Origin of the sequence: Allorhizobium ampelinum S4 (genome assembly GCF_000016285.1) — a bacterium.
Lineage (GTDB): Bacteria > Pseudomonadota > Alphaproteobacteria > Rhizobiales > Rhizobiaceae > Allorhizobium > Allorhizobium ampelinum.
In genome coordinates this window covers 3541740-3564680 of sequence record NC_011989.1, presented here as the reverse complement: position 1 = coordinate 3564680, position 22941 = coordinate 3541740, and the positions used below count along the sequence as shown (strand labels likewise).

The 22941-nt window shown below is 58.5% G+C and carries 22 protein-coding genes; 10 read left to right on the top strand and 12 right to left on the bottom strand.

Going from position 1 to position 22941, the window contains the following annotated elements; translation table 11 throughout:
- The first annotated feature begins 131 nt into the window (after positions 1-131).
- The 6 genes from AVI_RS16750 to AVI_RS16725 all read left to right on the top strand — a co-directional run bounded on the left by AVI_RS16750 (position 132) and on the right by AVI_RS16725 (position 7460).
- Positions 132-482, top strand: coding sequence for a P-II family nitrogen regulator (locus AVI_RS16750; protein ID WP_015917480.1), 351 nt, complete (start codon positions 132-134; stop codon positions 480-482).
- A gap of 28 nt (positions 483-510) precedes the next feature.
- A complete protein-coding gene (locus AVI_RS16745; protein WP_015917479.1) occupies positions 511-1869 on the top strand; it encodes an ammonium transporter in 1359 nt (452 codons plus the stop codon).
- 290 nt (positions 1870-2159) lie between these two features.
- Positions 2160-4802: a DNA translocase FtsK gene (locus tag AVI_RS16740; RefSeq protein ID WP_015917478.1), complete on the top strand. Its 2643-nt coding sequence runs from the start codon at positions 2160-2162 to the stop codon at positions 4800-4802.
- A gap of 120 nt (positions 4803-4922) precedes the next feature.
- The gene (locus AVI_RS16735) at positions 4923-5585 is read left to right on the top strand and encodes an outer membrane lipoprotein carrier protein LolA (protein ID WP_015917477.1); all 663 of its coding nucleotides are present in this window, start codon (positions 4923-4925) and stop codon (positions 5583-5585) included.
- A 134-nt stretch (positions 5586-5719) separates the two neighbouring features.
- Entirely contained in the window at positions 5720-6523 is an 804-nt protein-coding gene (locus AVI_RS16730) for an exodeoxyribonuclease III (RefSeq protein ID WP_015917476.1), read from the top strand.
- A gap of 28 nt (positions 6524-6551) precedes the next feature.
- Complete coding sequence (locus AVI_RS16725) at positions 6552-7460, top strand: HEPN domain-containing protein (protein WP_015917475.1); 909 nt, start codon at positions 6552-6554, stop codon at positions 7458-7460.
- Between the two features lie 320 nt (positions 7461-7780).
- On the opposite strand, the gene AVI_RS16720 is transcribed toward AVI_RS16725, so the two are convergent.
- Both AVI_RS16720 and AVI_RS16715 read right to left on the bottom strand, forming a co-directional pair.
- Complete coding sequence (locus AVI_RS16720; RefSeq protein WP_015917474.1) at positions 7781-8236, bottom strand: cyclic nucleotide-binding domain-containing protein; 456 nt, start codon at positions 8234-8236, stop codon at positions 7781-7783.
- A gap of 37 nt (positions 8237-8273) precedes the next feature.
- Positions 8274-8957, bottom strand: a complete 684-nt coding sequence (locus AVI_RS16715; RefSeq protein WP_015917473.1) for a response regulator transcription factor — start codon at positions 8955-8957, stop codon at positions 8274-8276.
- Between the two features lie 119 nt (positions 8958-9076).
- On the opposite strand from AVI_RS16715, the gene AVI_RS16710 reads away from it, so the two are divergent.
- Entirely contained in the window at positions 9077-9637 is a 561-nt protein-coding gene (locus AVI_RS16710) for a L,D-transpeptidase family protein (RefSeq protein WP_015917472.1), read from the top strand.
- A 154-nt stretch (positions 9638-9791) separates the two neighbouring features.
- The gene (locus tag AVI_RS16705; RefSeq protein WP_015917471.1) at positions 9792-10622 is read left to right on the top strand and encodes an aldo/keto reductase; all 831 of its coding nucleotides are present in this window, start codon (positions 9792-9794) and stop codon (positions 10620-10622) included.
- Positions 10623-10698: 76 nt separating this feature from the next.
- Here AVI_RS16705 and leuC read toward each other — a convergent pair whose 3' ends face one another.
- The gene (gene leuC / locus AVI_RS16700; RefSeq protein ID WP_015917470.1) at positions 10699-12108 is read right to left on the bottom strand and encodes a 3-isopropylmalate dehydratase large subunit; all 1410 of its coding nucleotides are present in this window, start codon (positions 12106-12108) and stop codon (positions 10699-10701) included.
- Positions 12109-12416: 308 nt separating this feature from the next.
- The gene (locus AVI_RS16690; protein ID WP_041697221.1) at positions 12417-14084 is read right to left on the bottom strand and encodes an O-linked N-acetylglucosamine transferase, SPINDLY family protein; all 1668 of its coding nucleotides are present in this window, start codon (positions 14082-14084) and stop codon (positions 12417-12419) included.
- 240 nt (positions 14085-14324) lie between these two features.
- On the opposite strand from AVI_RS16690, the gene AVI_RS16680 reads away from it, so the two are divergent.
- Positions 14325-15344: a glycosyltransferase family protein gene (locus tag AVI_RS16680; RefSeq protein WP_041697216.1), complete on the top strand. Its 1020-nt coding sequence runs from the start codon at positions 14325-14327 to the stop codon at positions 15342-15344.
- On the opposite strand, the gene AVI_RS16675 is transcribed toward AVI_RS16680, so the two are convergent.
- The 7 genes from AVI_RS16675 to rplS all read right to left on the bottom strand — a co-directional run bounded on the left by AVI_RS16675 (position 15341) and on the right by rplS (position 21222).
- Complete coding sequence (locus AVI_RS16675; protein ID WP_015917468.1) at positions 15341-16165, bottom strand: amino acid ABC transporter permease; 825 nt, start codon at positions 16163-16165, stop codon at positions 15341-15343. The genes AVI_RS16680 and AVI_RS16675 overlap by 4 nt on opposite strands.
- 17 nt (positions 16166-16182) lie before the next feature.
- On the bottom strand, positions 16183-16980 hold the full coding sequence (locus tag AVI_RS16670) for a transporter substrate-binding domain-containing protein (protein ID WP_015917467.1): 798 nt from the start codon (positions 16978-16980) through the stop codon (positions 16183-16185).
- 104 nt (positions 16981-17084) lie between these two features.
- Positions 17085-17963, bottom strand: coding sequence for a copper homeostasis membrane protein CopD (gene copD, locus AVI_RS16665; RefSeq protein WP_015917466.1), 879 nt, complete (start codon positions 17961-17963; stop codon positions 17085-17087).
- Positions 17960-18337, bottom strand: coding sequence for a copper homeostasis periplasmic binding protein CopC (gene copC / locus AVI_RS16660; RefSeq protein WP_015917465.1), 378 nt, complete (start codon positions 18335-18337; stop codon positions 17960-17962). The genes copD and copC overlap by 4 nt, the downstream gene beginning before the upstream one ends.
- 64 nt (positions 18338-18401) lie before the next feature.
- Positions 18402-19814 (bottom strand): PepSY-associated TM helix domain-containing protein, encoded by a 1413-nt coding sequence (locus tag AVI_RS16655; protein ID WP_015917464.1) that lies wholly within the window; start codon positions 19812-19814, stop codon positions 18402-18404.
- A 237-nt stretch (positions 19815-20051) separates the two neighbouring features.
- Positions 20052-20429, bottom strand: coding sequence for a hypothetical protein (locus AVI_RS16650; protein ID WP_234617682.1), 378 nt, complete (start codon positions 20427-20429; stop codon positions 20052-20054).
- Between the two features lie 250 nt (positions 20430-20679).
- The gene (gene rplS, locus AVI_RS16645) at positions 20680-21222 is read right to left on the bottom strand and encodes a 50S ribosomal protein L19 (protein ID WP_015917462.1); all 543 of its coding nucleotides are present in this window, start codon (positions 21220-21222) and stop codon (positions 20680-20682) included.
- 274 nt (positions 21223-21496) lie between these two features.
- Between rplS and AVI_RS16640 the strand changes: the two genes are divergently transcribed.
- Positions 21497-22240, top strand: coding sequence for a sulfite exporter TauE/SafE family protein (locus AVI_RS16640; RefSeq protein ID WP_015917461.1), 744 nt, complete (start codon positions 21497-21499; stop codon positions 22238-22240).
- Here the strand turns inward: AVI_RS16640 and trmD are convergent.
- A complete protein-coding gene (trmD, locus tag AVI_RS16635) occupies positions 22222-22941 on the bottom strand; it encodes a tRNA (guanosine(37)-N1)-methyltransferase TrmD (protein WP_041697213.1) in 720 nt (239 codons plus the stop codon). The genes AVI_RS16640 and trmD overlap by 19 nt on opposite strands.

The following is a 22941-nucleotide window of genomic DNA, read 5'->3' as shown; positions in this document are numbered from 1 at the left end:
CTTGTATTTCAATATCTTAAATGCTGCTTGAAACTTGGCACACGGTTTGAATGTAGGATGATAGTCGCTGCCCCCTGTCGTAGGTCGGCGTCGAGGAGAGACGGCGTTATTCGCCGAGGATAAACCAGAGGATGGGAAACCAGATGAAGATTGTGATGGCCATTATCAAGCCGTTCAAGCTGGACGAAGTGCGCGAAGCACTGACGGCTGTCGGTATCCAAGGCCTGACCGTCACGGAGGTCAAGGGATATGGGCGGCAGAAGGGGCACACGGAAATCTATCGCGGCACGGAATATGCCGTGAGCTTCCTGCCCAAGCTGAAGATCGAGGTCGCAGTGGCGACGGATGTTGCCGACAAGGCGGTGGAAGCGATCGCCTCGGCTGCCAAGACCGGTCAGATCGGCGATGGAAAGATTTTCGTCTACGGAATCGATCAGGCGGTGCGTATCCGTACCGGTGAAACCAATACCGAAGCCTTGTAAGACCGGCCGTCAAGGGGAGTTCATATACATGTCGTTTTCCACATTCAAATCTCAAGCCTTGCGCCTCGGGGCTGCATCGGCGGCCTTGATGGCGCCAGCGATCGCCTTTGCGCAGGATGCAGCGCCAGCCGTTGCGGCGGCAGCTGCTCCGGTTCCCGACAAGGGCGATACCGCCTTCATGTTCCTGTCCACCATCCTCGTTCTGTTCATGGCCGTTCCCGGCCTTGGCCTGTTCTACGGCGGACTGGTGCGCGCCAAGAACATGCTGTCCGTGCTGATGCAGTGCACCGTCATTGCCGCCATGGTGATGATCGTCTGGGTCATCTATGGTTATTCCTTCGCCTTCGGCGGCGGAGAAAGCCCGTTCTTCGGCGGCTTTGCCAAGATGTTCCTGGCTGGCGTCGACACCACGACAACGGCTGCTACTTTCAGCAAGGGCGTCGTCATTCCTGAATATATCTTCATGCTGTTCCAGATGACCTTTGCGGCCATCACGCCTGCCCTGATCATCGGCGCCTTCGCGGAACGCATCAAGTTCTCGGCTGCGATCCTGTTCTGCCTGCTTTGGGTCACCTTCGTCTATTTCCCGGTCGCCCATATGGTCTGGGATGCCAAGGGCTATCTCTTCGGCCTCGGCGCCCTTGATTTTGCCGGCGGCACAGTCGTTCACATCAATGCCGGTGTTGCCGGTCTGGTCGGTGCGATCCTGGTCGGCAAGCGTACAGGCTATGGCAAGGACATGATGGCCCCCCATTCCATGACGCTCACCTATGTCGGTGCCGCCATGCTCTGGGTCGGCTGGTTCGGCTTCAATGCCGGCTCCAACCTCGAAGCCTCCGGTGGTGCGATGCTCGCAACCGTCAACACCTTTATTGCCACGGCTGCGGCTATCCTGTCCTGGTGCGTGGTTGAATCCTTCACCCGCGGCAAGGCCTCGATGCTGGGCGCTGCCTCCGGTATGATTGCTGGCCTCGTTGCCATCACGCCTGCCGCCGGTATCGTCGGCCCGATGGGCGCAATCGTCATGGGTGTGATCGTTTCGCCGCTCTGCTACTTCTTCGTCTCTGTCGTGAAGAACAAGTTCGGTTATGACGATACGGCTGACGTGTTCGGCGTCCACGGCATTGGCGGCATGTTCGGCGCTATTTCCACCGGCATTTTCGCCAGCGCTTCGCTGGGTGGCGTCGGCTATGTCGGCGAACAGACGATGGGCGGCCAGGTCATGGTACAGCTTCAGGCCGTGGTCATCACGGTCCTTTGGACCGGTATCGGCTCTGCGATCCTCTACAAGATCGTCGATGTGATCGTTGGTCTGCGTGTGCCGGTTGAAGCCGAGCGCGAAGGTCTCGACCTCGCCTCTCACGGTGAAGCTGCTTATCACTCCTGATCCCTGTTGCTCCCCTTGGGGGGCCGATCAAGGTGCTTCGTTATCAGAAAACCAACCCGGGCCTCGTGCCCGGGTTTTTTGATTCTGGAAAATCGCGCTCTATATACGATTATAGCGAAAGACTGGTTGCGCCACGTTGTGAGGCTGGCTTTCGCCCGGATGGGTTATCCATGGTTAAAGGAGCGTTAACCCGTGTTCTGGTAATCTCACTTTTCGCAAGCCGGTTCGGGTCCTGCCCGGCGTATCCGGTTTCCAAGTTTTGTTGAAATTGCACTGGCAGGCGAACACCTATGAGCAGAAGCACGCTGGCAATATTGGAAGAGCGGTCGCCTCGGATGATCGTGATGGGTTTCATCATGCGGCAATGCCTTGCTCTGCTCGGCTTTGCCTTGTTCCTTGGGCTGGTGGCGGCCATTGCCGCGCTGGCCACCTGGAATGTTGCCGATCCCAGTTTTTCCTATGCGACCAGCCGGGCGCCCACCAATATTCTCGGTTATCCCGGTGCCGTCTTTGCCGATCTTGCCATGCAGTTTTTCGGACTGGCTTCGGTTGCGGCACTTTTACCCATTCTGGCCTGGTGTCTTTCGCTGATCTCCGGACGCAAGATCACCCGCTTGCCACGCCGTCTGGCCGCCTGGGGTACCGGTGCTGTTGCCGGTGCTGCCGTGTTCGGCTGTTTTCCGCCGCCCGGCACCTGGCCCATTCCCAACGGGATCGGTGGGGTGATCGGCGACATGATCCTGCGCTTTCCCGCACTGTTTGTCGGAGCCTATCCGACCGGAACCTTTGCCATGGTGCTGGGGGTGATCTTCATCGCCCCGATGCTGTGGCTGATGCTGTTTGCTGCCGGTATCATCGGCAATGAAGAGGATGATTTCGAAGCGGAAATTCTGGCTGCCCGTGCAAGCTCACAGGCGGGGTCGCGCAAGAGCAAGGCCGTGCCTATCGTCGATGAGGATGACGACGATGATGACCGCACCGGGCCTTTTGCGCTTGCTGCCGGTGCGCTCGCCCATGTCTGGTATACCGGTCAGGCCCGGATGCGGCGTCTCGCCGGTCTGAAGCCAAAAAGGCGCGAGCGGTCGGATTTCGACCAGCCCTATGACTTCAATGATGATGAGGTTATGCCGGTTCAGGCTGGACGCCCGGACCACCGCGCCGACCCGTCCTTTGAGCCGGGTGAGCGGAGTGCGGGCCGTCGCCGTATCGCGCCGCCGCCGGTGTCGCCGGAGGACACGCATGACGAGCCACCCTTTGACCTGCGCACCCGTGGTCGCTCCGCTGATGACATCCTATTCGACGATGAAGACGAAGACCGCGCTGCAAAGCCATCTGCACGCCGCGCGGCGGCTCCTGCTGAGCGTCCCCGCCCGTCTCCGGTGTCTGGTTCTCCGGTCGCTGGCCCAAGGGGTGCGCGTGGTTTCCAATTGCCGTCGGTTCAGCTTCTGGCCGAACCACGTGCGGTTGCCAAGGATGCCAGCCTGTCGGCTGACCAGCTTGAACACAATGCCCGGACGCTGGAAGGCGTGCTGGAAGATTTCGGCGTCAAGGGTGATATTATCGAAGTGCGTCCCGGCCCGGTCGTCACACTTTACGAGCTGGAGCCAGCGCCAGGGATCAAATCGTCCCGCGTTATCGGTCTTGCCGACGATATTGCCCGCTCGATGAGCGCCATTGCCGCCCGTGTCGCCGTGGTGCCTGGCCGCAACGCCATCGGCATAGAATTGCCGAACAGAACCCGCGAAACCGTTTATTTGCGGGAAATGATCGGTAGCCGCGACTTCAACGGCTCGACAGCCAAGCTGCCGATGGCGCTGGGCAAGACCATTGGCGGTGAACCTGTGATTGCCGACCTCGCCAAGATGCCGCATCTGCTGGTGGCTGGTACGACCGGATCGGGCAAGTCGGTGGCAATCAACACCATGATCCTGTCGCTGGTCTACCGTTTGCCGCCGGAAAAATGCCGGTTGATCATGATCGATCCGAAAATGCTGGAATTGTCGATCTATGACGGCATTCCGCATCTGCTCTCACCTGTCGTTACCGATCCGAAAAAGGCCGTTGTCGCCTTGAAATGGACGGTGCGCGAGATGGAAGAGCGCTACAAGAAGATGTCGAAAATCGGCGTGCGCAATATCGACGGCTTTAACAGCCGCGTCGAGCAGGCCATTGAAAAGGGCGAAGTGCTGACCCGCACCGTGCAGACCGGCTTTGACCGGCAGACCGGCGAGGCCATGTACGAGACCGAGACCTTCGATTTGCAGCCCATGCCCTATATCGTTGTTATCATCGATGAGATGGCCGACCTGATGATGGTGGCGGGCAAGGATATCGAAGGCGCGGTGCAGCGCCTGGCGCAGATGGCACGCGCGGCGGGCATCCACGTCATCATGGCGACGCAGCGGCCTTCTGTCGATGTCATCACCGGTACCATCAAGGCAAACTTCCCGACCCGGATTTCCTTCCAGGTTACGTCCAAGATCGACAGCCGTACTATTCTGGGCGAGCAGGGCGCTGAACAGTTGCTGGGCATGGGCGACATGCTCTACATGGCTGGCGGCGGGCGCATCCAGCGCGTCCATGGTCCGTTTGTTTCGGATAATGAGGTCGAAGACATCGTTGCCTATCTGAAAACCCAGGGCGCGCCGGATTATCTTGATGCCGTGACTATTGACGAGGACGACGACGAAGGTGGCGGACCGGCAGGCACCGGCAATCTGGCCGAATCGGACGATCCTTACGACCAAGCCGTCGCCGTCGTGCTTCGGGATGGAAAAGCCTCAACCTCCTATGTTCAACGTCGGCTGGGCATCGGCTATAACCGCGCCGCATCGCTGATCGAACGCATGGAGCAGGAAGGCATTATCGGCCCGGCCAACCACGCGGGCAAACGCGAAATCCTCGTTCCGACGGAAGCTGACATCGAGCGGTGACGGCGACAGGCTGGTGTGGAACGTCCAGACGCCTACAAGCGTTTTGGCGTTCACGATCCGGTGTGTGTCACCATGGCGCCCGGTTTGCGCCTTATGGAACAGGGGCAAAAGGAGAAAAGAATGCAAAAGAAGACGTTTGCCCCGGCAGGCATGGCAGGGATGATTGGCCGCCGGGGATTTATCGGCATGGCGGCTGCGGGGATCGCTGTTGCGGCCATGGGCGCCACAGTCTCACCCGCATATGCTCAGGCCCAGGCCAGCGCCGCGCAGAGGATCGCCGATCATTTTGCCTCGGTGAAAACCATGATGGGCGAGTTCGTGCAGTTTGGCCCGCGCGGTGAACAGACAGCCGGAAAATTCTATATCGAACGTCCCGGCAAGCTGCGCTTCAACTATGAGCAGCCCTCGCCGATGCGGGTGATTTCCGATGGCCGTAACGTGGCAATCGGCAACCTGAAAATGAAGACCTGGGATGTCTATCCGCTGTCGAAGACGCCGCTGAGTCTGCTTTTGTCCGACCGCATCGATCTCGGCCACCAGATGGTGCGGCAGGTCAAGGAAGAGCAGGACCTGACCACCATCGTGCTGGGCGACAAGTCGATCTTCGGCGATCAGACCATCACCCTGATGTTTGATCCGAAGACCTTCGAGCTGCGGCAATGGACCGTCACCGATGCGCAGGGCAAGGACACGTCGGTAATGATCTTCAACGTCCAGCAGGGCGTTAATTTCGATGAAAAAGTTTTCGAAGTTCCCTATGACGATATCCGCAATCGCGGCTGAGCGGTGTTTAAACGATCTCTACTGGATCGAGGCTCGAAATCTGGAGGTTTCGGGCCTTTTCACTGTCAAAATTCTGCGAGTTTGCATAAAGGGATGAGCAATGCCGGATCTGTTCGGCGCTGAAGGAACCCGGCATGACTTTTTCCCTGACCACCTGGAATATCAATTCGGTGCGGCTGCGCATGCCGATTGTCGAGCATTTTCTCAAACTGCGTCAGCCGGATATTCTCTGCCTTCAGGAAATCAAATGCCAGAACCATGAGTTTCCGTTGGAGGCGTTTCAGGCGCTGGGCTATCCCTATGCTATTCTGCATGGCCAGAAGGGCTATCATGGCGTTGCCACCGTCTCGAAATTTCCTTTGACCGAAGACCACCGGCAGGATTTCTGCGGCGTCGGTGACAGCCGCCATATTTCGGCGATTTTTGAGTGGAACGGGCGGCGTATTCGCCTGCATAATTTCTATGTGCCCGCCGGAGGCGACGAGCCCAACCGGGACATCAATCCAAAATTCGGCCACAAGCTGGATTTCGTCGAGGAAATGAAGGCGCTGTCGGCCAGTGCCGAGCCAAATACGTCGGCTATCCTGGTCGGCGACCTGAATATCGCGCCGCTGGAGCACGATGTCTGGTCGCACAAGCAGTTGCTGAAGATCGTGTCCCATACCCCGGTGGAAACCGCAGGCCTGCTTGACGTGATTAATCGCGGTGGATGGGTGGACCTGATGCGCCAGCTGGTCGATCCATCGCAAAAACTCTATACGTGGTGGAGCTACCGGGCCAAGGACTGGGACAGCGCCGACAAGGGCCGCCGCCTCGACCATATCTGGTCGTCACCGGATCTGTTACCGTCGCTGAAAACCATCGAGATTTTGCGCGAGGCACGCGGCTGGGAAAAGCCTTCTGACCACGTGCCGGTGACGGTGCAGTTCGCGCTTTGATATCCACGGCACGTCAAGGGAGGGGTAGATGGATCAGGACCGGCTCAATCATCTGCCCGCCCGCAAGCAGCGCGAGCTGGAGCGGGTGGTCCGCATTCTCTTCGACGAGTTCGAAGCCGCGCAAAAGGGCAGGCTGTCCGATAAAAACAAGGGCGGCCGTATCCTCAAGCTGATCCTGTTCGGCTCCTATGCGCGTGGCGACTGGGTCGAGGACCATGCGAGCGGCTATTATTCCGATTATGATCTGCTGGTGGTGGTGAATAGTGAGACTTTCGCCGATGAGGATGAGTTCTGGCGCGGCGCGCAGGAATATCTGATCCGGGAGGAAATCGCTACCAAGCGCTTGAAAACCCCTGTCAATTTTATCGTTCACTCCCTTGATGATATGAACAATCGACTGGCCCGAGGCCTGCCTTTCTTCATCGATATCGCCCGTGACGGCATCCCGCTTTATGAAGCGCCGGGCTTTCCGCTCGCTACGGCCCAGCCGCTGCCTCCAGAGGAGAGGCAGGCTCAGGCGAAGACTTATTTCGAGGATTGGTTTTCGAGTGCCGACGCCTTTCAGGCCGCAGCCGGATTTTTGATTGAGCGCGGTAATTTTAATGAAGCCGCCTTCCAGCTTCATCAAACGGTTGAACGGCTTTACCACTGCGTTCTGCTGGTGCTGACGCTCTATAGCCCCCGGTTGCACAATTTAAGAAAATTGCGACCGCTGGCCGAAAGTTTGGATACTCGTCTGATCGATGCATGGCCGAGGAAAAACCGCCTTGCCCGTCGTTGTTTCGATCGCCTGCACCGCGCCTATGTCGAAGCCCGTTATTCATCAAAATACGAGATTACCGCCGAGGAATTGGCGTGGCTGGTGGAGCATATCAAACAGTTGCAGGATGCTGTCGAACTGGTCTGCAAGGAGTGGCTGGAGAACCACGATCTATAGAAGCGTCAGTAAACCGCTGTGATTGATTGACGACGGTACATAATATTGTCGTTTCGATATGCCGTTTACCCCCCTCTGCCTTGCCAGGCATCTCCCCCTCAAGGGGGGAGATCGACCCGGAGTTGGCCGCTCGCTTCACGTCATCTGAACAAACCGTCGGAAATCGCCAATGTTTCCGAGGAATGAGCGGCTACGTCTATCCGATCTCCCCCCTTGAGGGGGAGATGTCCGGCAGGACAGAGGGGGGTAAACCTCACGGTAAAACGATGATGCAGTCCTGCCGCCCCATCAGACAATGCGACATAGTGAGCCGTCACGCGTTACCGAAACCGCTCTTCCATCCCCTTTGCACCGGTCGCCAGTGCCATGAGGTTTTGCCGGATGCGCTCCTGCATGACAAGGCCGAGCTTTGGATATTCCTCCAGCAGCCGGTGGAACAGCGGGCGGGGAATGCGCAGCACTTCGGCATCTTCCAGGGCGATGGCGGTATATTTGCGCTCCACCATGGTGGCCAGCGCCAGTTCCGACAGCATGGTGCCGGGACCGGCAACAGCGGCGACTTGCGGCTTGCCATCGCGACCTGTGTTGGAAAGCTCGAACCGGCCCCGCACCACCACATAGGCGCATTCAGCCGGGGAGTGTTCCCGAAACAGCGGCTGGCCCTGGCCAATGGGCCTGTGTTCGGCACCAAAGGCAATCAGCCGCAATTGGTCCGGCTCCAGCCCCTGAAACAGCGCCAGGGATGAGAGCAGTTGCATGTCATCGCTCAGCGCCATCGAGAATGCTCCGGTTCAGTGTCCGTTGAACGCCCGTTTAGGGAATAATCTTGTAGCCGCCGTTTTCCGTCACCAGAATTTCGGCATTGGACGGGTCCCGTTCTATCTTCTGGCGCAGGCGATAGACATGGGTTTCCAGCGTATGGGTGGTGACGCCGGAGTTGTATCCCCAGACTTCTTCCAGCAGCACGTCGCGGGTGACGACTTTTTGCCCGGCGCGGTAGAGGTAGCGGATGATGGCCGCTTCCTTTTCCGTCAGCCGGATTTTCTTGCCATCTTCGGTGGTCAGCAGCTTCTGGCTTGGCTTGAACAGATAGGGACCGACGGTAAACGTGGCGTCTTCGCTCTGCTCGTGCTGGCGCAACTGCGCACGGATGCGGGCGAGCAGAACGGCAAAGCGGAATGGCTTGGTAACATAGTCGTTCGCACCGGCCTCAAGCCCCAGAATGGTGTCGGAATCGGTATCGTGACCGGTCAGCATGATGACGGGGGCCTTGAAGCCGCCCTTGCGCAGCAGTTTCACGGCTTCGCGGCCATCCATGTCCGGCAGGCCCACATCCATGATCATCAGGTCCACCTGGCCATTGCGGGCCGCCTGCACGCCCTTGGTGGCGTTGGATTCCTGCTGGATCGAAAACTCCTCGTAAAGGGAAAGTTGTTCCACCAGCGTTTCGCGCAGGTCATCGTCGTCATCGACCAGAAGGATCGTCCGAGCAGCCATACCTGATATACTCCCAAGCAGCGAACAGGCCAGATTGCACTGTTCTTGAAATCATTGTCTTATCTAGCCAACTCACTCTACAAGAAAAGTGTTCGACAAAGCAAAACTCCGTGAGCGAAATGCCAAACCCACCTTCCAGAGCCGGGTCTCAACCGCGCCAAGGTCTTCGCAGTATTGTGGTGCGCCGCAAGCCCGGTTGCAAGAGCCAGGCCATCGTTCAGGCTGGACCGCTTCGGTTTCCCGCCGCCATCGGACGGTCGGGCATCACGGCTTTCAAGCGTGAGGGCGATGGCGCAACCCCACGGGCATCGATGCGGTTGCTTTACGGCTACTTTCGGGCGGAGTCTCGTGCGGCCATAGGCTCGCGCCTGCCTTTGAGGTCGATTCGTGCTGACATGCTGTGGTGCGATGCGCCGGGCCATCCGGCCTATAACCGTCCGGTCAAGGCACCGTTTACCCCCAGTCACGAGCGGTTGCAGCGACAGGACAGGCTTTACGATGTCTGTCTGGTGATGGACTGGAACGTCACCTGCCGTAAGCAGGGCTGCGGGTCTGCGATCTTTTTCCACGTGGCGCGCCCGGACTATACTCCGACGGAGGGCTGCGTGGCGATTAGCCCCGCCGACATGCGCCGCCTGCTGGCGGTTGTTTCACAGGCCACCATTGTCACGGTTTTGTGAAGACATACCTCCCTGAGACAAACACCGGGCTGCCGGGGTGGGAAACACATTGCCCCTGCCTATCTATAGACCCGGCATCATGGAATGCGCCTTCTCAAGGTCGTCGCGGTTCTTGCCCGATCTTAAACCTCGATCTCGAATGGGAGACCCTTACGTGGCAGATCAATCCTACATTTCCTTTTCCGACGGCAACAGCATCCCGCAGGTGGGTCTCGGCGTCTGGCAAACACCCAATAGCGAAGCGGCACCTGCGGTACGGTCCGCGCTGTCGGCGGGTTATCGCCATATCGATACGGCTGCTGTCTATGAAAACGAGGAGGGTGTCGGCGAAGGCATCCGCTCGTCCGGCATCGACCGCGGCGATATTTTCCTGACCACCAAGCTGTGGAACAATGAGCAGGGCTTCGACAACACCCTCAAAGCCTTCGATGCCAGCCTGAAGCGGCTTGGCACTGATTATGTCGATCTCTACCTGATCCATTGGCCATCACCGCATCGCGGCCTGTTTGTCGAGACCTGGAAGGCCTTTATTCAATTGAAGGAGGAGGGCAGGGCGCGCTCCATCGGCGTGTCGAATTTCTATCCGGAGCATCTGAAGACGATCATCGATGAAACCGGCGTGGTGCCTGTCATCAACCAGATCGAACTGCATCCGGATTTCCAGCAGAAACAAGCCCGCGAATTCCACCAGGCCCACAATATCGTGACCCAGTCCTGGAGCCCACTTGGCCAGGGCAAGCTGTTGGACAATCCGGTGATCGGTAAGATCGCTACCAAGCATGGCCGCACGGCAGCCCAGATCATCATCCGCTGGCATATCGAAAGCGGGCTTGTGGTGATCCCGAAATCCGTCACGCCCTCGCGCATCGAGGAAAATTTCAAGGTGTTCGATTTCAGCCTTGATCCACAAGACATGACTGAGATCGCTGCGCTCGATAGCTCATCGACCCGCATTGGACCCGATCCGATGACCGCCAGCTTCTGATTTCACGTGAATCATTGAGTGAAAACAAGAAAGGCGGCTCAAGAGCCGCCTTTCTGATCAAAAGTTCGAGACTATCTCACTTCCACTCGCGGATATCGACGAAGTGGCCGGCAATGGCAGCGGCAGCGGCCATGGCGGGGGACACGAGGTGGGTGCGGCCCTTATAGCCCTGGCGGCCTTCGAAATTGCGGTTCGAGGTGGAGGCGCAGCGTTCTTCCGGCTTCAGGCGGTCGTCGTTCATCGCCAGGCACATGGAACAGCCCGGCTCACGCCATTCGCAACCGGCATCCAGGAAGATTTTGTCGAGACCTTCGGCTTCTGCCTGTTCCTTGACGAGGCCAGACCCCGGAACCACCATGGCAGAAACCGTCGATGCCACCTTGCGATCCTTCAGCACGGCTGCTGCGGCGCGCAGGTCTTCGATGCGGCCATTGGTGCAGGAACCGATGAACACCCGGTCGATGGTGATATCGGTGATCTTGGTGCCGGGTTTCAGGCCCATATAGTCGAGCGCCCGCCACTTCGACGTCCGCTTGTTTTCGTCAGCGATATCGTCGGGGTTCGGCACGACGCCCTGAACCGAAATCACATCTTCCGGCGAAGAACCCCAGGAGACGATGGGCGGCAGGTTGGCGGCATCCAGCACGACGGTGCGGTCGAAATGTGCGCCTTCATCGGTATGCAGCGTCTTCCAGTATTGAAGCGCCATCTCCAGCTCTTCACCCTTCGGCGCGCGGGGCTTGCCCTTGATATATTCGAAGGTCTTTTCGTCAGGCGCAATCAGGCCAGCGCGGGCGCCGCCTTCGATCGTCATGTTGCAGACGGTCATGCGGCCTTCCATCGACAGGGCCTCGATAGCTTCACCGGCAAATTCGATGACGTGGCCGGTGCCGCCAGCGGTGCCGATTTCACCGATGATGGCAAGAATGATGTCCTTGGCGGTCACACCTGCGGGCAGCTTGCCATCGACACGCACCAGCATGTTCTTGGCTTTCTTCTGGATCAAGGTCTGGGTGGCCAGAACATGTTCCACTTCCGACGTGCCGATGCCATGCGCCAGGGCGCCGAAGGCTCCGTGGGTCGAGGTATGGCTGTCGCCGCAGACGATGGTCATGCCAGGCAGGGTGAAGCCCTGTTCAGGGCCGACGATATGCACGATGCCCTGGCGCTTGTCTTTTTCGGAATAATATTCGACGCCGAAATCCGCGGCATTCTTGGCCAAGGCCTCGACCTGGATGCGGCTTTCCTCGTTCTTGATGCCTTCGGCCCGGTCCGGCGTGGTCGGTACGTTATGGTCAACAACGGCCAGAGTGCGGGTTGGTGCATGCACCTTGCGGCCAGCCATGCGCAGACCTTCAAAGGCCTGCGGGCTTGTCACCTCGTGCACGAGGTGGCGATCGATATAGAGAAGACAGGTGCCGTCATCCTGGCGATCCACCAGATGGTCATCGAAAATCTTGTCGTAGAGGGTACGGGGTGCGCTCATGGCTGTTCATCCGTCGAAGGGTTGAAAAGGGATTGGGGTCATATGACCGTGTCAAAGAGTGTTTGCAAGACTATCGCAGTTGCAGGCCGCACCGCGAGGAGCGACTTAAGTCAGCTGATTGCCAAGCGCTCCGGCAACGCGCGCAAAGAAACGTGCCGGAAGACGCTTGTGGTCTTGCAGCACGAATATGTCAGGCGCGAGACATCCGAATTTAGATCCCATGGCTGTCTGATACCAGTTTTCAAGCGAAACGGCAATTCAAAGATTGAAGGCTTTGCCTTGGGTTTCAGGAAGGCCGCCAGCAACGTTTAGAGGACTGGAACTGAAAAATCCTGCGGCTCAAGGCCCGTTGCGGCCCGCGCTGCCATGGTGTGATAGGCGGCTTCCAAGTGGCGGATAAAGCCTGTGATATCAAACAGAGGCGATCTTGGACCCTGTGCGCGAATAGTCTGTTTCAAGGCGTTGCGGGCGCTCTTATCGCGGGCCAGATCGATACACAGAGCCACATAGGCATCGGCGTCTCGGGCAATCAGCTTTTCTAGCCCACAAGCCTGCAATAGGCTTGCCGTGACACGACTGGCGAAATTTCCGCCCGAAAAAGTTGGCACGGGTAAACCGGCCTGCAAGGCGGCAAGCGTCGAAAATCCGTCGTTATAAGGGAAAGAATCGAGGGCGATGTCGGCGAGGGTCATCCAGCCAACTTGCTCCATGGGCCTGGCGGGGTTGCGAAAAACCAATCGGTTTTCGGCTATGCCCTGACGGTTCATCCAGGTGCTGAAATTGTTTCGGGCGTAATTGCCGCAGGATATCCATAGCAGGCTATTTTCCGTCTGCCGCAGAATATTGACCCAGAGATCGGCGGTTCGTGGAGATATCTGTTCGGTGGGATGAAAAGCCGCGAAGACCACTCCGTCTTCAGGCAGGTCGAACTGCTGGCGCGACAGCGAAGGCGGCTGTTGCATGGGAGAACTGACGAGAAAAGTCTCCGGCAGATGGCAGATCGCCCGGCCATGGAGGCGGAGGTCGTCCTTCGGCAGAACTGCGGTGTTTGCGAGCATATAGTCGCATATAAGCCCGGTCCTTGCCCCCGGGTGACCGGCCATTGCCAGATGCAGCGGCGCGATCCGGTGCCGCAGCAGATCAGGGCGGCCACCGTCGCCATGGCCAAGCGGATCGATCAGGATATCGATGTCAGCGGCGCGCAGAGCGGCCACGGCCGTATCCTCACAGAGATCCTTGAGGCTGAGAGCCGTCATCTCTGCATTCAATTCGTCCGGTCCCGGCGGCTCGTTGCAAATCAGCAGAACGTCGAAATCGGTCGGGTTGTGTCGGGCGGCAAGCGACAGGGTAAGCCTGCGAAGTGGGTCGTCGCTTGGCCCATCGGCAAGCAGATAGGCGAGTTTGAGTGTCTCGCCAGCCGGTTTTTTCCACTCTTGCGAAGCCGAGATAGGAGCTGGCAAGTCATTGTTCCAGCGGCTGTTCAAAGTCTCGTCATCGCACCAGCTCAGATGCACGGTTTGGCTATCGACCGAATAATAGTTCTCCTCCTGCCGGTTCAACCGGTCCCGAACCGCCTGGTCGCTCATGCGCATTTCGTCGATATTGAGCGTGTGCCTCAAAGCCGTCCGATAGGTTTTCCAGGATTGGACATCAAACGGACCGGAGCGAATGGCCCGTCTGGATGTTTCGAGGGTCTGGATTTCCAGCGCACTTGCCTTTTCAATCCCGGACCGCTCCATTTTTTCTGCGAGTGTGATCAGGGTGAGAGCTTGATCAGGCAAGATCTTTGCGGCCTGCCGGTAAAAGACGGCGGCTTCGGTGAAATGGTCGAGCTTGGCACAGCACTGCGCCATGACCAGCAAGGCTTTCGGCCCCGGAGCCGGGCTTTTGGCCAGAGTGCTTTTCAACGCGGTATAAGCGTCCGGCAGGTTTCCGGAGGCGTAAAGCGCCAATGCTGCGGCAAGATTGTCGGACATTGCGTCTGCTGTCACTCCTGTTGATCGCTCGGCGATATACCGTTGGTCTGGCGCAGGGCTTGTCTTTCGTTCAGGCTTGCAGCATCGGACTGCAAAGGGGCAGCTAGTTTTCTGCATGGTGCGGCGTACAAGCCATCCAGCCTGGGGAAACACTGCTTCTCTATGCGAATACAAAGTCTCGAAGATGCTAATGCATCCTCTCTTGTAAAATTCTGCTGCCCTGTTTTCGGAAAATCCTGCATGTCCCAGCTTTCAATTGTTGTTCCAAGTCGCCGGTCGCTGGAGAAGAGCCGATTTTCCCTGGAAAGTGCGTTGATCTATGCGGAAAAGCTGGATGCCGTGCTGATCGTGTCCGACAATTCCGGCGATCCGGCCAAGGCGGAATGGCTGCAAAGCCTGGGCGCGCGCGTCCGTTACCTGCATTCCACCGCAGAAGATGCCGTCGCCAATCTGGTCAACGCGCTCAACCACGTGGAAACACCGTTTCTCATGCCGTTTGCTGATGATGACACGATTTATGTTCTCGACGGCCTGCCGGTGGCGGATCTTTCCTCTCTGCCGCAGGATGTGATCGGTGTGCGACCGCAAACGATGATATGGCGCGACGATGCGGGTGTGGCCGATGTGGTCACGACCAATCTGGATGCGGAGACGCCATCGGGGCGGATACAGCAGTATGTCAATAAGACCGGTGGCAATAATGCGCTTTATTACAGCATTTTTCGCACTAGGCTATTTACAGGGGTCCTGAAGACTTTCAATGCGCATCATCCGACGCGGGGCGCCTATTGCGACTGGAGTTTCGTCGCTACGTTTCTGTGTTGTGGCAAGGTGTTGTATGATCCGGCTTTGATCTATTGCTATGATCTCGGGCAATGGAAGTCTGCCGCAGGTTTGGACACCTCGTTTGACACGCTGCTGTTGCAAGTCGGTCTGCCGGAAACGGCGCGCTATTATCATGAATTTCTGTTGTTTCTGGATATGCATAGCCTGTTTGGCTGGCGCGACCTGCCTTTGGCCGCCGCCGACCGTGCTGATGCGATCAGCGCCAATATCCGGTTCAATTTGCAGGTATTCTGCAATCGAGTGGCCCGCCAGCCGGATCTTTATCCGCAAGTGGTCAAGGATGCGGTTTTGGCACTTGGCACTATCGCCGATCCGGAAACGCTCTTTGCGACGATCCTGCCGGTGGCCGACAGTCTGAGACCTGGTCTTGCCGAGGAGTATCGCCGGTATCGGGCGGTGATTGGCGACATCTAGGTTCGCTGGCCATCGCGGGACCGCATCCGCTTTTCCACGCGCCGCAGGATGAGGGACAGGCCGATGGTGAGGATCAGGTAAATATAGGCGACGATGGAATAGGTCTCGAAAAACCGGAAGGACCCGGAGGCATAGATCTTTCCTGCCTGGCTGATATCGGCGACGCCCAGCACCGAGACCAGCGATGAATCCTTGACCATGGCGACAAAGTCGTTGGAGAGCGGCGGGAAAATCACCCGTATGGCTTGAGGCAGTATCACCAGGCGAAACCGTTGCGTCCGGTTCAGTCCCAGCGATTTGGCGGCCTCGATCTGTCCCTTGTCGATGGATTCGATGCCGGCTCTGAAGATTTCGGCGATGAAGGCCGAATAACCGATGCAAAGCGCAAAAATCGCCCGCCACATCAGCGAGACATCGCGCACTTGAAGCGGTTCCAGCCAGCCGGTGGAAACAAGCGGGGCGGTGAGGGTATTATAGAGAGCAACGAAGCCGGGCGCGCCGACGAAGGCCACGTAAAACAGCAGGACCAGGACCGGAATGCCCCTGACGATCTCGATATAGAATCGCGCGGCCTGACGCAGCACGATGCTATCGGCCATGCCCGCCAGCGCAATCAGCAGGCCAAGCAAGGAGGCAAGGGCAAAACCAGTAAGCGTGACGAAAACGGTGACGCCGATACCGCGTGAGACGGTTTCGAACACCTGGCTATAGAGGTCGTTGACGGCGATGGTGATGGCCAGCGCTAGCGCCAGCAGGCCAAGCGCCACCAGCCACCAGGGGAAATCCTGCTTGCTACCGTTCGGAAGGGTCTGAAAGGCCATGGAAAGACGCCTGGCCGTCAATCACCCAGCTTGTAATCGAGGAACCATTTCTTGTTCAAGGCGTCGAACGTGCCATCGGCCTTCAGGGCGGCGATGGCGGCATTGACCGGCTTGACCAGATCCGAACCCTTTGGAAAGATGAAGCCGAAATCTTCCGTACCCAGCGGTTCGCCGATGATTTTCAAGGCGCCACCGGAGGCATCGACATAGCCTTTGCCAGCGGTGCTGTCGGTCAGAACCAGATCGACATCGCCGGTTTTTAGGGCCTGTACGGTCGCGCCGAAGGTTTCGAACAGTTTGATACGTGGGTTCTGTTCGTTGCCGTCAAGCACTTCATAGACGGCGGTGTAGAACGGGCTTGTGCCTGGCTGCGCGGCGATCAGGCCCTTTTCGAAGGCCTTGAAGCTCTTGGCATCGGTAAAACGGGCCTCATCGCTGCGCACCAGCATCAATTGTTGCGAGCGCATATAGGGATCGGAGAAATCGACCTTTTCCTTGCGATCTTCCTTGATGGTGATGCCGGTCATGCCGATATTATACTGGCCGTCGGACACTGCCTGGATCATAGCATCCCAGGAGGTATTCTGATACTCGACCTTGACATTCAGCCGCTTGGCGATCTCGTTCATGGCGTCATATTCCCAACCTATCGCCTTGCCGCTCTTCGGATCGACAAATTGCAGCGGCGGATAGGCATTTTCCGTGACGACGACAACGGTCTTGCCGCCCAGATCCGGCAGATCGGCGGCAGTAGCGGCGAAGGGAGCAAGAAAAAGTGCGGAAAGACCGGCAAGGATGGCGCGGCGCAAAGACATGAAATATCTCCTGGATCGGGTTGGCAAGACACTGTCACAGGTGATCCATGCATTTCAAGGGATTACAGCATGACCTCTGTCCTGGGAGTGTTGCAATTGCGCCGTTATCCAGGCTGCATCGTTCCAAAGGCGGACACCAGTGCCACGGCGATCAGGCCAAGTGCGCATTCCGCCAACGTGCCAATCCTGATGGCCCGCAAGGCCTGAACCGGGTTTCGATGCAGTTGCGGCACGAAAACATAGCGATTGACGATAGCAATCGTCACCATGGCGGCGACGGCGGCGATTTTTAGGGCCAGCCCTTGTTGATAGGATGCCGCCATGTCGAGTGACAGACCAGTGATCAGCCAGACATTCAGCATCCCGCTGACCAGCGTCAGTGCCACGGCGACATGGCCGATGGTGGAAAATCGCATCAACGCAGTCAGGGCCGGTGTCCGGGTTCGAGGATCCTGCATGGCGTTTAATAGCAACAGAACGGGCGGTAAGGCACCAAGCCACAGGCTTGCGGATAGCAGATGCAGGCTATGATTGGCGCGGTGCAGCAGGCCGAGCAAGCCTCCTTGCGCCACCGCATGGCCGCTGAGGCTAAGGCTCATCAACAGGGGTGCACCCAGCAGCGTTACGACAGGCCCACGATGGCGGGGTAATGTATAATAGCCAAGGACCAGCACCAGGGCGAGCCCGGCCTGAAGCCCGAACGCCCTGCCGCTTTGCGTGGCTGTTAGCAGGTCAATCATCAATGTCGAGGTCACGTTCTGCCAACCATCACCGAGCATGGCACTCTGGGCGGCGATCTTGCCAGTTCCGGCTATTGCCAGCAACCAGAGGGCAGGCTGATAAAACCGGGCAAGGTGCTGCGCGATGCCTGCCGAAAGGTTTTTCGGCACGGCGAGCCACAGAAAACCATGCGCGCCCCAGAGGAAGAGCGCGCAGGCGTCGAACACCAGGCGGCAGAGGATGTTGACCTGTTCGGGTGTCACGGCTTGACGGTAAAGCTGGTCGTACCGTTGGACTTATGACCATCGACCGACAGAACATGCCATTCGACACTATAGGCGCCAGGAGCAAGCGGCTCACTGAGCGGAACGCTCAGGCCCTTGCCGTCCTTGCTGACCACGGCTTCACCGGTCTTGATCTTTTGCTGTTGCGGGCCGGTGATGTCGACGCCGGAAAATTTCGGCTCAAGCCCTTCGGTAAAGCTGAGGTCGATGGTTTTCGGAGCGCTGGCAATGGTCGCCTTGTCCGCCGGGGCGACACTGGCCAGATGAGCGTGGGCGAAGGCTTGGCCTGCCAGGGCCAGGGCGCCGAAGAGGGCAAATGTGGCCAGTGTTCTGGATGTGACAGTCATGATCATGTCCTTTGGTTTTGGGTGGGATGGATTGCTGGCGGCTTTCGATGCGCCGCCTTTGAGTTTCGGTTTAGCTCAATGCCCTTTTCAACGGCCTGATCCGGCGGATCAGCACCATATCGAGCAGGATGACAGCCAGCAGCGCCGCGCCCGTCAGCGGAAACAGCAGGGAGGTGAGCAGCATGACGATCGCTCCGGTTTTCCAGAGGCGCATGTCGGATGGATAGGCGGGCGCCATCAGCCGTGACGCGCCTTTCGGACGGCGTATCCACCACATAACGATGCCGCTGACGCTGAGGAAAATCACCGCCAGACAGTAAACGGTGACCAGTGCCAGATTCCACAGGCCAATCGTACCCATGTGAAAGGAAACGCCCACGGCCATGGCCTTGCCAGCCAGACCATAGTTTTCATATTTGATATCGGCCAGCACCTTGCCGCTATAGCGGTCGATATGCACGGTGCGGTCCAACAGCGGGTTGGTGCTGTCATTGCTCATCGTATCGCGCGAAATACTCCAGACGCCGGTTTCGTCCTTGGGGAAATTCAGCTGGAAGCGGTGATCGAAGCCGATGGCGCGGGCAAAGGCGATGACATTGTCCAGCGTCACCGTCTGTCCACCCGGCAGGCCGGCATGACCGGCGGCGGAGCCGGACATCGGCATGGGGGCCTGTTCCAGCGTCCAGGGAACATCCTTGATACTGCCATGGTTCATGGTGGCATGGGTCGCATCGGATAATGGAGCATCGCTCCATTTGCCAATCGGGAAGGTGCTCCAGGCCTGAGTGAATTTTTCCCCCCAGATGCCTGCCCAACTCAAACCCGAGACCAGAAAGACCAGAAGCAGGATCGAGGCGTAAAAGCCTATGGTGCGGTGCAGGGATTTCCACAGCTGGCGACCCTTTTCGGCAAAGCTTGGAATGAGCAGTCGCAAATAGCTCTCGCCTTGACGCGGCCACCACATGTAAAGCCCGGTGATGATCAGCACCACGCCGAACCCGGCGGCGATTTCGATCAGCCTGTCGCCGAGTGTGCCAATCAGCAGGTCGCCGTGAATGCTTTCGGCCAGGTCGTAGAGCGCGGTGCGGCGGCTCCATTGACCCAGCACTTGCGCGTCATAAGGATTGATGGCGACCATCATCGACTCTTGGCCCCGGTTAACCCGGAAAACCGCCACACTTTCTGGTGTGGCTGGCGCGATATATTGAGCGATAACCCCTCCCGGAATGGCGGACAGTGCGGCATCTGCCTGTTGCGACACAAGCGTCTGGGCAGATGTGGGGGTGACGGTGAAAGCCTTTTCTCCGTCGCGTCCGACCAGGGTGGCGCTCCACATCATGATCAGCCCGGTCACGGCCAGCACAATCAGGAAAGGGGCGACATAGAGCCCTGCATAGAAATGCCAGCGCCAGGCGGCAAAATAAAATCCTCGGGTCGAGGCTGCTACCGGCTTTTCGACCGGCAGGGATGTGATGGTGGACATGGTTGAAACCTTGGAAGGATGCCTGATGGCTTGGGTTGCTGGACATGCAACGGGCGGACCTGCAAACGCATGTGATCCGGCAAAGCCCGCAGGGCCATAGGCATGAAATCTGATGGAGCTGAGCGTCAGTCGAAGGAAAAACCCTGTTGACCAAACCCTGCTGCCGGTGATGGCCATGCGTTCCTCGCCGTGCTGCAAGAGAGGCAGGGCGCAACAGAAGCATGGCCGGATCAGATGTTAGCCAAGGGGTGGGGCGCGGGGCGCGCTATTGGGGGGAAAGAGCCGGGCGATAACCGGTGCTTGAACAGGCGGACTTGCCGTTTCAAGGCTGGCTCGGGCCGCCACGCCAATCGTATCCGCAGGCATGGGCAGCAGGATGGAGGCGCCGATACGGCAGGCTTCGCAGCCGCTTTGGGATAGATGCCCGTGGGCTTTGCCGTGATCTTCAGGCGCAAAGGAGGTTTGGCTGGAGATGCACAGGACCGGTAGCGAACCATCCGGGAGGGTATAGGCGGCAAATTCCGTTGGGATTTGCGGTGTTGCAAAAGCCTGAGGGGCTTTATGGGCAAAGCCAATCGCGACAACAGCGATCATGCACCAGACGTGCACCGCCATTTGCCATGTCATCCGCCTTGCGCGCATCCGCTTTCCCTTGATCGTGCCGGTGCTTGCCGAACCGCCACAGCCTGATCAGCAGTAAGCGGGAGACCGCAATGTTTCAAGATCATTATCTGGCAACGGCCCTGCGTCGCGTGGCCGCAGGGTTATTCCTGTGCTGCCCCTGTGTTGCCAATGTGTTGAATGAGCGGATGGCAACAAAAAAGGCGGCCCGAAGACCGCCTTTTTCAGAAAGACTATGCCAGACTTATTCAGCCGAACCTTCGGCAGCCTTTGCAGCTTCGGCTTCAGCGGCGGCAGCCTTTTCAGCGGCTTCTGCTGCGGCCTTTTCAGCGGCGAGAGCCTGTGCTGCTGCAACTTTTTCGGCTTCCAGGCGTGCCTTTTCCTCGGCAAGTGCTGCACGCTCGGAGTCGTTCAGCTTGCGGGCGCGGGTGCCGGTGTTTTCAACGATACGAGCGGATTTGCCGCGACGGTCGCGCAGGTAGTAAAGCTTGGCGCGACGGACCTTACCGCGACGGACCACTTCGACGCTTTCGACCAGCGGCGAATAGACCGGGAAAACGCGCTCGACGCCTTCGCCGTAGGAAATCTTGCGAACGGTGAAGCTTTCGTTGATGCTGCCGCCGGAGCGGGCAATGCAAACGCCTTCATAGGCCTGTACGCGGGTACGGTTGCCTTCCGTGACGCGGACGTTGACGCGCAGCGTATCGCCAGGAGAAAATTCCGGCAGGGTGCGCTTGGCTTCGATCGTGGCGGCCTGTTCGGCTTCCAGCTGCTGAATGATGTTCATCGGTTTAACCTTTTCAAGTTCTTCTGAAACAGCCAGAGCGCTCATCATTCGTCCTTGGGTCCAAAGCCTCGGGATGACGCCTTGCGGCGGGAGCGGTTTCGCAGTTCTTTGTTTTCGGTCTTTTCAGTCTCGTCGACGGGATTACACCCGTTTCTGCGCCTGCCCTTATACCAATCGGTCCGGCTTGTCATCCCTTGCTCCCAAGAATTTTGCTCGGGTGATCGGCTTGCGCGGGCCGCAGCCTCTTGCAATAACGGCGCGGGGGGAGCAATTCATGTCAATCGAAATCATCAGTCTGATGTTTGTCGCCGGGTTTTTCTCGGCGGTGGTCAATGCCATTGCCGGTGGCGGCACGTTTCTGACCTTCGGGGTGCTGACTTTGGCGGGCCTGCCATCGGTCACGGCCAATGCGACCTCCTCCATCATCCAGTTTCCCGGCTATATCACCTCGACGCTCGCCTATCGGCGTGAAATCGCTGCCCATTGGAAAAGTGCTGCGCTGCTGTCGTTCATCTCAGCCGTTGGTTCGCTGGTCGGCGCGCTGATCCTGATTTCCCTCTCCAATCCCACCTTTAGCCGCCTGGTGCCTTGGCTGTTGCTGATGGCAACGCTGGTGTTTGCGCTTGGTCCCCGGCTGAGGCGCAAGGCTGATCAGCAGCACCCCGCCAACCTGCTCGGATTGCTGTTGCAGGGCATCACCTCTATCTATGGCGGATTTTTCGGGGCGGGCATGGGCATCATGATGCTGGCCTCGCTGCAATTTGCCAGCGGCGGCGATTACCACCACCTGAATGCGCTGAAAAACCTGCTGGCTATTGTCATCGCCGCGATTGCCATCCTGGTGTTTGCAACGGCTGGCGCAGTGTCGTGGCTGCATGCGGGCATTATGCTGCCTGCGGCGGCATTGGGTGGCTATGCTGGCGTGCACATGGCCAAACGTGCGCCGCAGACATTGCTGCGCTGGCTGGTGATCGCCGCTGGCCTGTCGCTGGCGATCTATTACTTTTTTAAAGGCTGATTGGCCTGGGGTTGATTTGCTGAGGGCTGAGAAAGCAAATCGGGTCGCCGCTCGCGGGTCAGTGTCTCAGATTGCTCCTGGCGCCAGGCCTCGATGGCACCGTGATTGCCCGAGGTCAGCACCGCCGGGATCTCGCGTCCCTCGAAGACTTGCGGGCGGGTATAATGCGGATGTTCCAGCAATCCGCCCTCGAAGCTTTCATGCAGGCCGGACAGGTCATTGCCCATCACGCCTGGGATGATACGCACCACGGCATCCAGAAGCGTCAGGGCCGCTGGCTCTCCGCCTGAGAGAATATAATCGCCGATGGAGACTTCCTCCAGATTGCGGGCCTCAATGACCCGCTGGTCGACACCCTCAAATCGTCCGCAGACGATCACCACGCCGCTACCGCCAGCGATTTCGCGGACCCGTTTCTGGGTGAGCGGCCTGCCCCGTGGGCTCATCAGCAGGCGGGGGCGGTCATCGTTTCCCAGACTGTCTATGGCTTTGGCCAGCACATCCGGCTTCAGCACCATGCCTGCCCCACCACCGGCGGGCGTATCATCAACGCTACGGTGCTTGTCACTGGCAAAATCGCGGATCTGCACCGCCTCCATGGCCCATTGGCCGCGCTCCAGCGCTCGGCCTGCCAGCGACACGCCGAGATGCCCGGGAAACATCTCCGGGTAGAGCGTCAGCACAGTTGCCTGAAAGGTCAT

Bases quoted from the DNA above. Each gene is read 5' to 3' on its own strand.
- AVI_RS16750 (WP_015917480.1), top strand. From the start codon at position 132: ATGGGAAACCAGATGAAGATTGTGATGGCCATTATCAAGCCGTTCAAG.
- AVI_RS16745 (WP_015917479.1), top strand. From the start codon at position 511: ATGTCGTTTTCCACATTCAAATCTCAAGCCTTGCGCCTCGGGGCTGCA.
- AVI_RS16740 (WP_015917478.1), top strand. From the start codon at position 2,160: ATGAGCAGAAGCACGCTGGCAATATTGGAAGAGCGGTCGCCTCGGATG.
- AVI_RS16735 (WP_015917477.1), top strand. From the start codon at position 4,923: ATGCAAAAGAAGACGTTTGCCCCGGCAGGCATGGCAGGGATGATTGGC.
- AVI_RS16730 (WP_015917476.1), top strand. From the start codon at position 5,720: ATGACTTTTTCCCTGACCACCTGGAATATCAATTCGGTGCGGCTGCGC.
- AVI_RS16725 (WP_015917475.1), top strand. From the start codon at position 6,552: ATGGATCAGGACCGGCTCAATCATCTGCCCGCCCGCAAGCAGCGCGAG.
- AVI_RS16720 (WP_015917474.1), bottom strand. From the start codon at position 8,236: ATGGCGCTGAGCGATGACATGCAACTGCTCTCATCCCTGGCGCTGTTT.
- AVI_RS16715 (WP_015917473.1), bottom strand. From the start codon at position 8,957: ATGGCTGCTCGGACGATCCTTCTGGTCGATGACGACGATGACCTGCGC.
- AVI_RS16710 (WP_015917472.1), top strand. From the start codon at position 9,077: ATGCCAAACCCACCTTCCAGAGCCGGGTCTCAACCGCGCCAAGGTCTT.
- leuC (WP_015917470.1), bottom strand. From the start codon at position 12,108: ATGAGCGCACCCCGTACCCTCTACGACAAGATTTTCGATGACCATCTG.
- AVI_RS16690 (WP_041697221.1), bottom strand. From the start codon at position 14,084: ATGTCCGACAATCTTGCCGCAGCATTGGCGCTTTACGCCTCCGGAAAC.
- AVI_RS16680 (WP_041697216.1), top strand. From the start codon at position 14,325: ATGTCCCAGCTTTCAATTGTTGTTCCAAGTCGCCGGTCGCTGGAGAAG.
- AVI_RS16675 (WP_015917468.1), bottom strand. From the start codon at position 16,165: ATGGCCTTTCAGACCCTTCCGAACGGTAGCAAGCAGGATTTCCCCTGG.
- AVI_RS16670 (WP_015917467.1), bottom strand. From the start codon at position 16,980: ATGTCTTTGCGCCGCGCCATCCTTGCCGGTCTTTCCGCACTTTTTCTT.
- copC (WP_015917465.1), bottom strand. From the start codon at position 18,337: ATGATCATGACTGTCACATCCAGAACACTGGCCACATTTGCCCTCTTC.
- AVI_RS16655 (WP_015917464.1), bottom strand. From the start codon at position 19,814: ATGTCCACCATCACATCCCTGCCGGTCGAAAAGCCGGTAGCAGCCTCG.
- AVI_RS16650 (WP_234617682.1), bottom strand. From the start codon at position 20,429: ATGGCGGTGCACGTCTGGTGCATGATCGCTGTTGTCGCGATTGGCTTT.
- rplS (WP_015917462.1), bottom strand. From the start codon at position 21,222: ATGAACATCATTCAGCAGCTGGAAGCCGAACAGGCCGCCACGATCGAA.
- AVI_RS16640 (WP_015917461.1), top strand. From the start codon at position 21,497: ATGTCAATCGAAATCATCAGTCTGATGTTTGTCGCCGGGTTTTTCTCG.
- trmD (WP_041697213.1), bottom strand. From the start codon at position 22,941: ATGACCTTTCAGGCAACTGTGCTGACGCTCTACCCGGAGATGTTTCCC.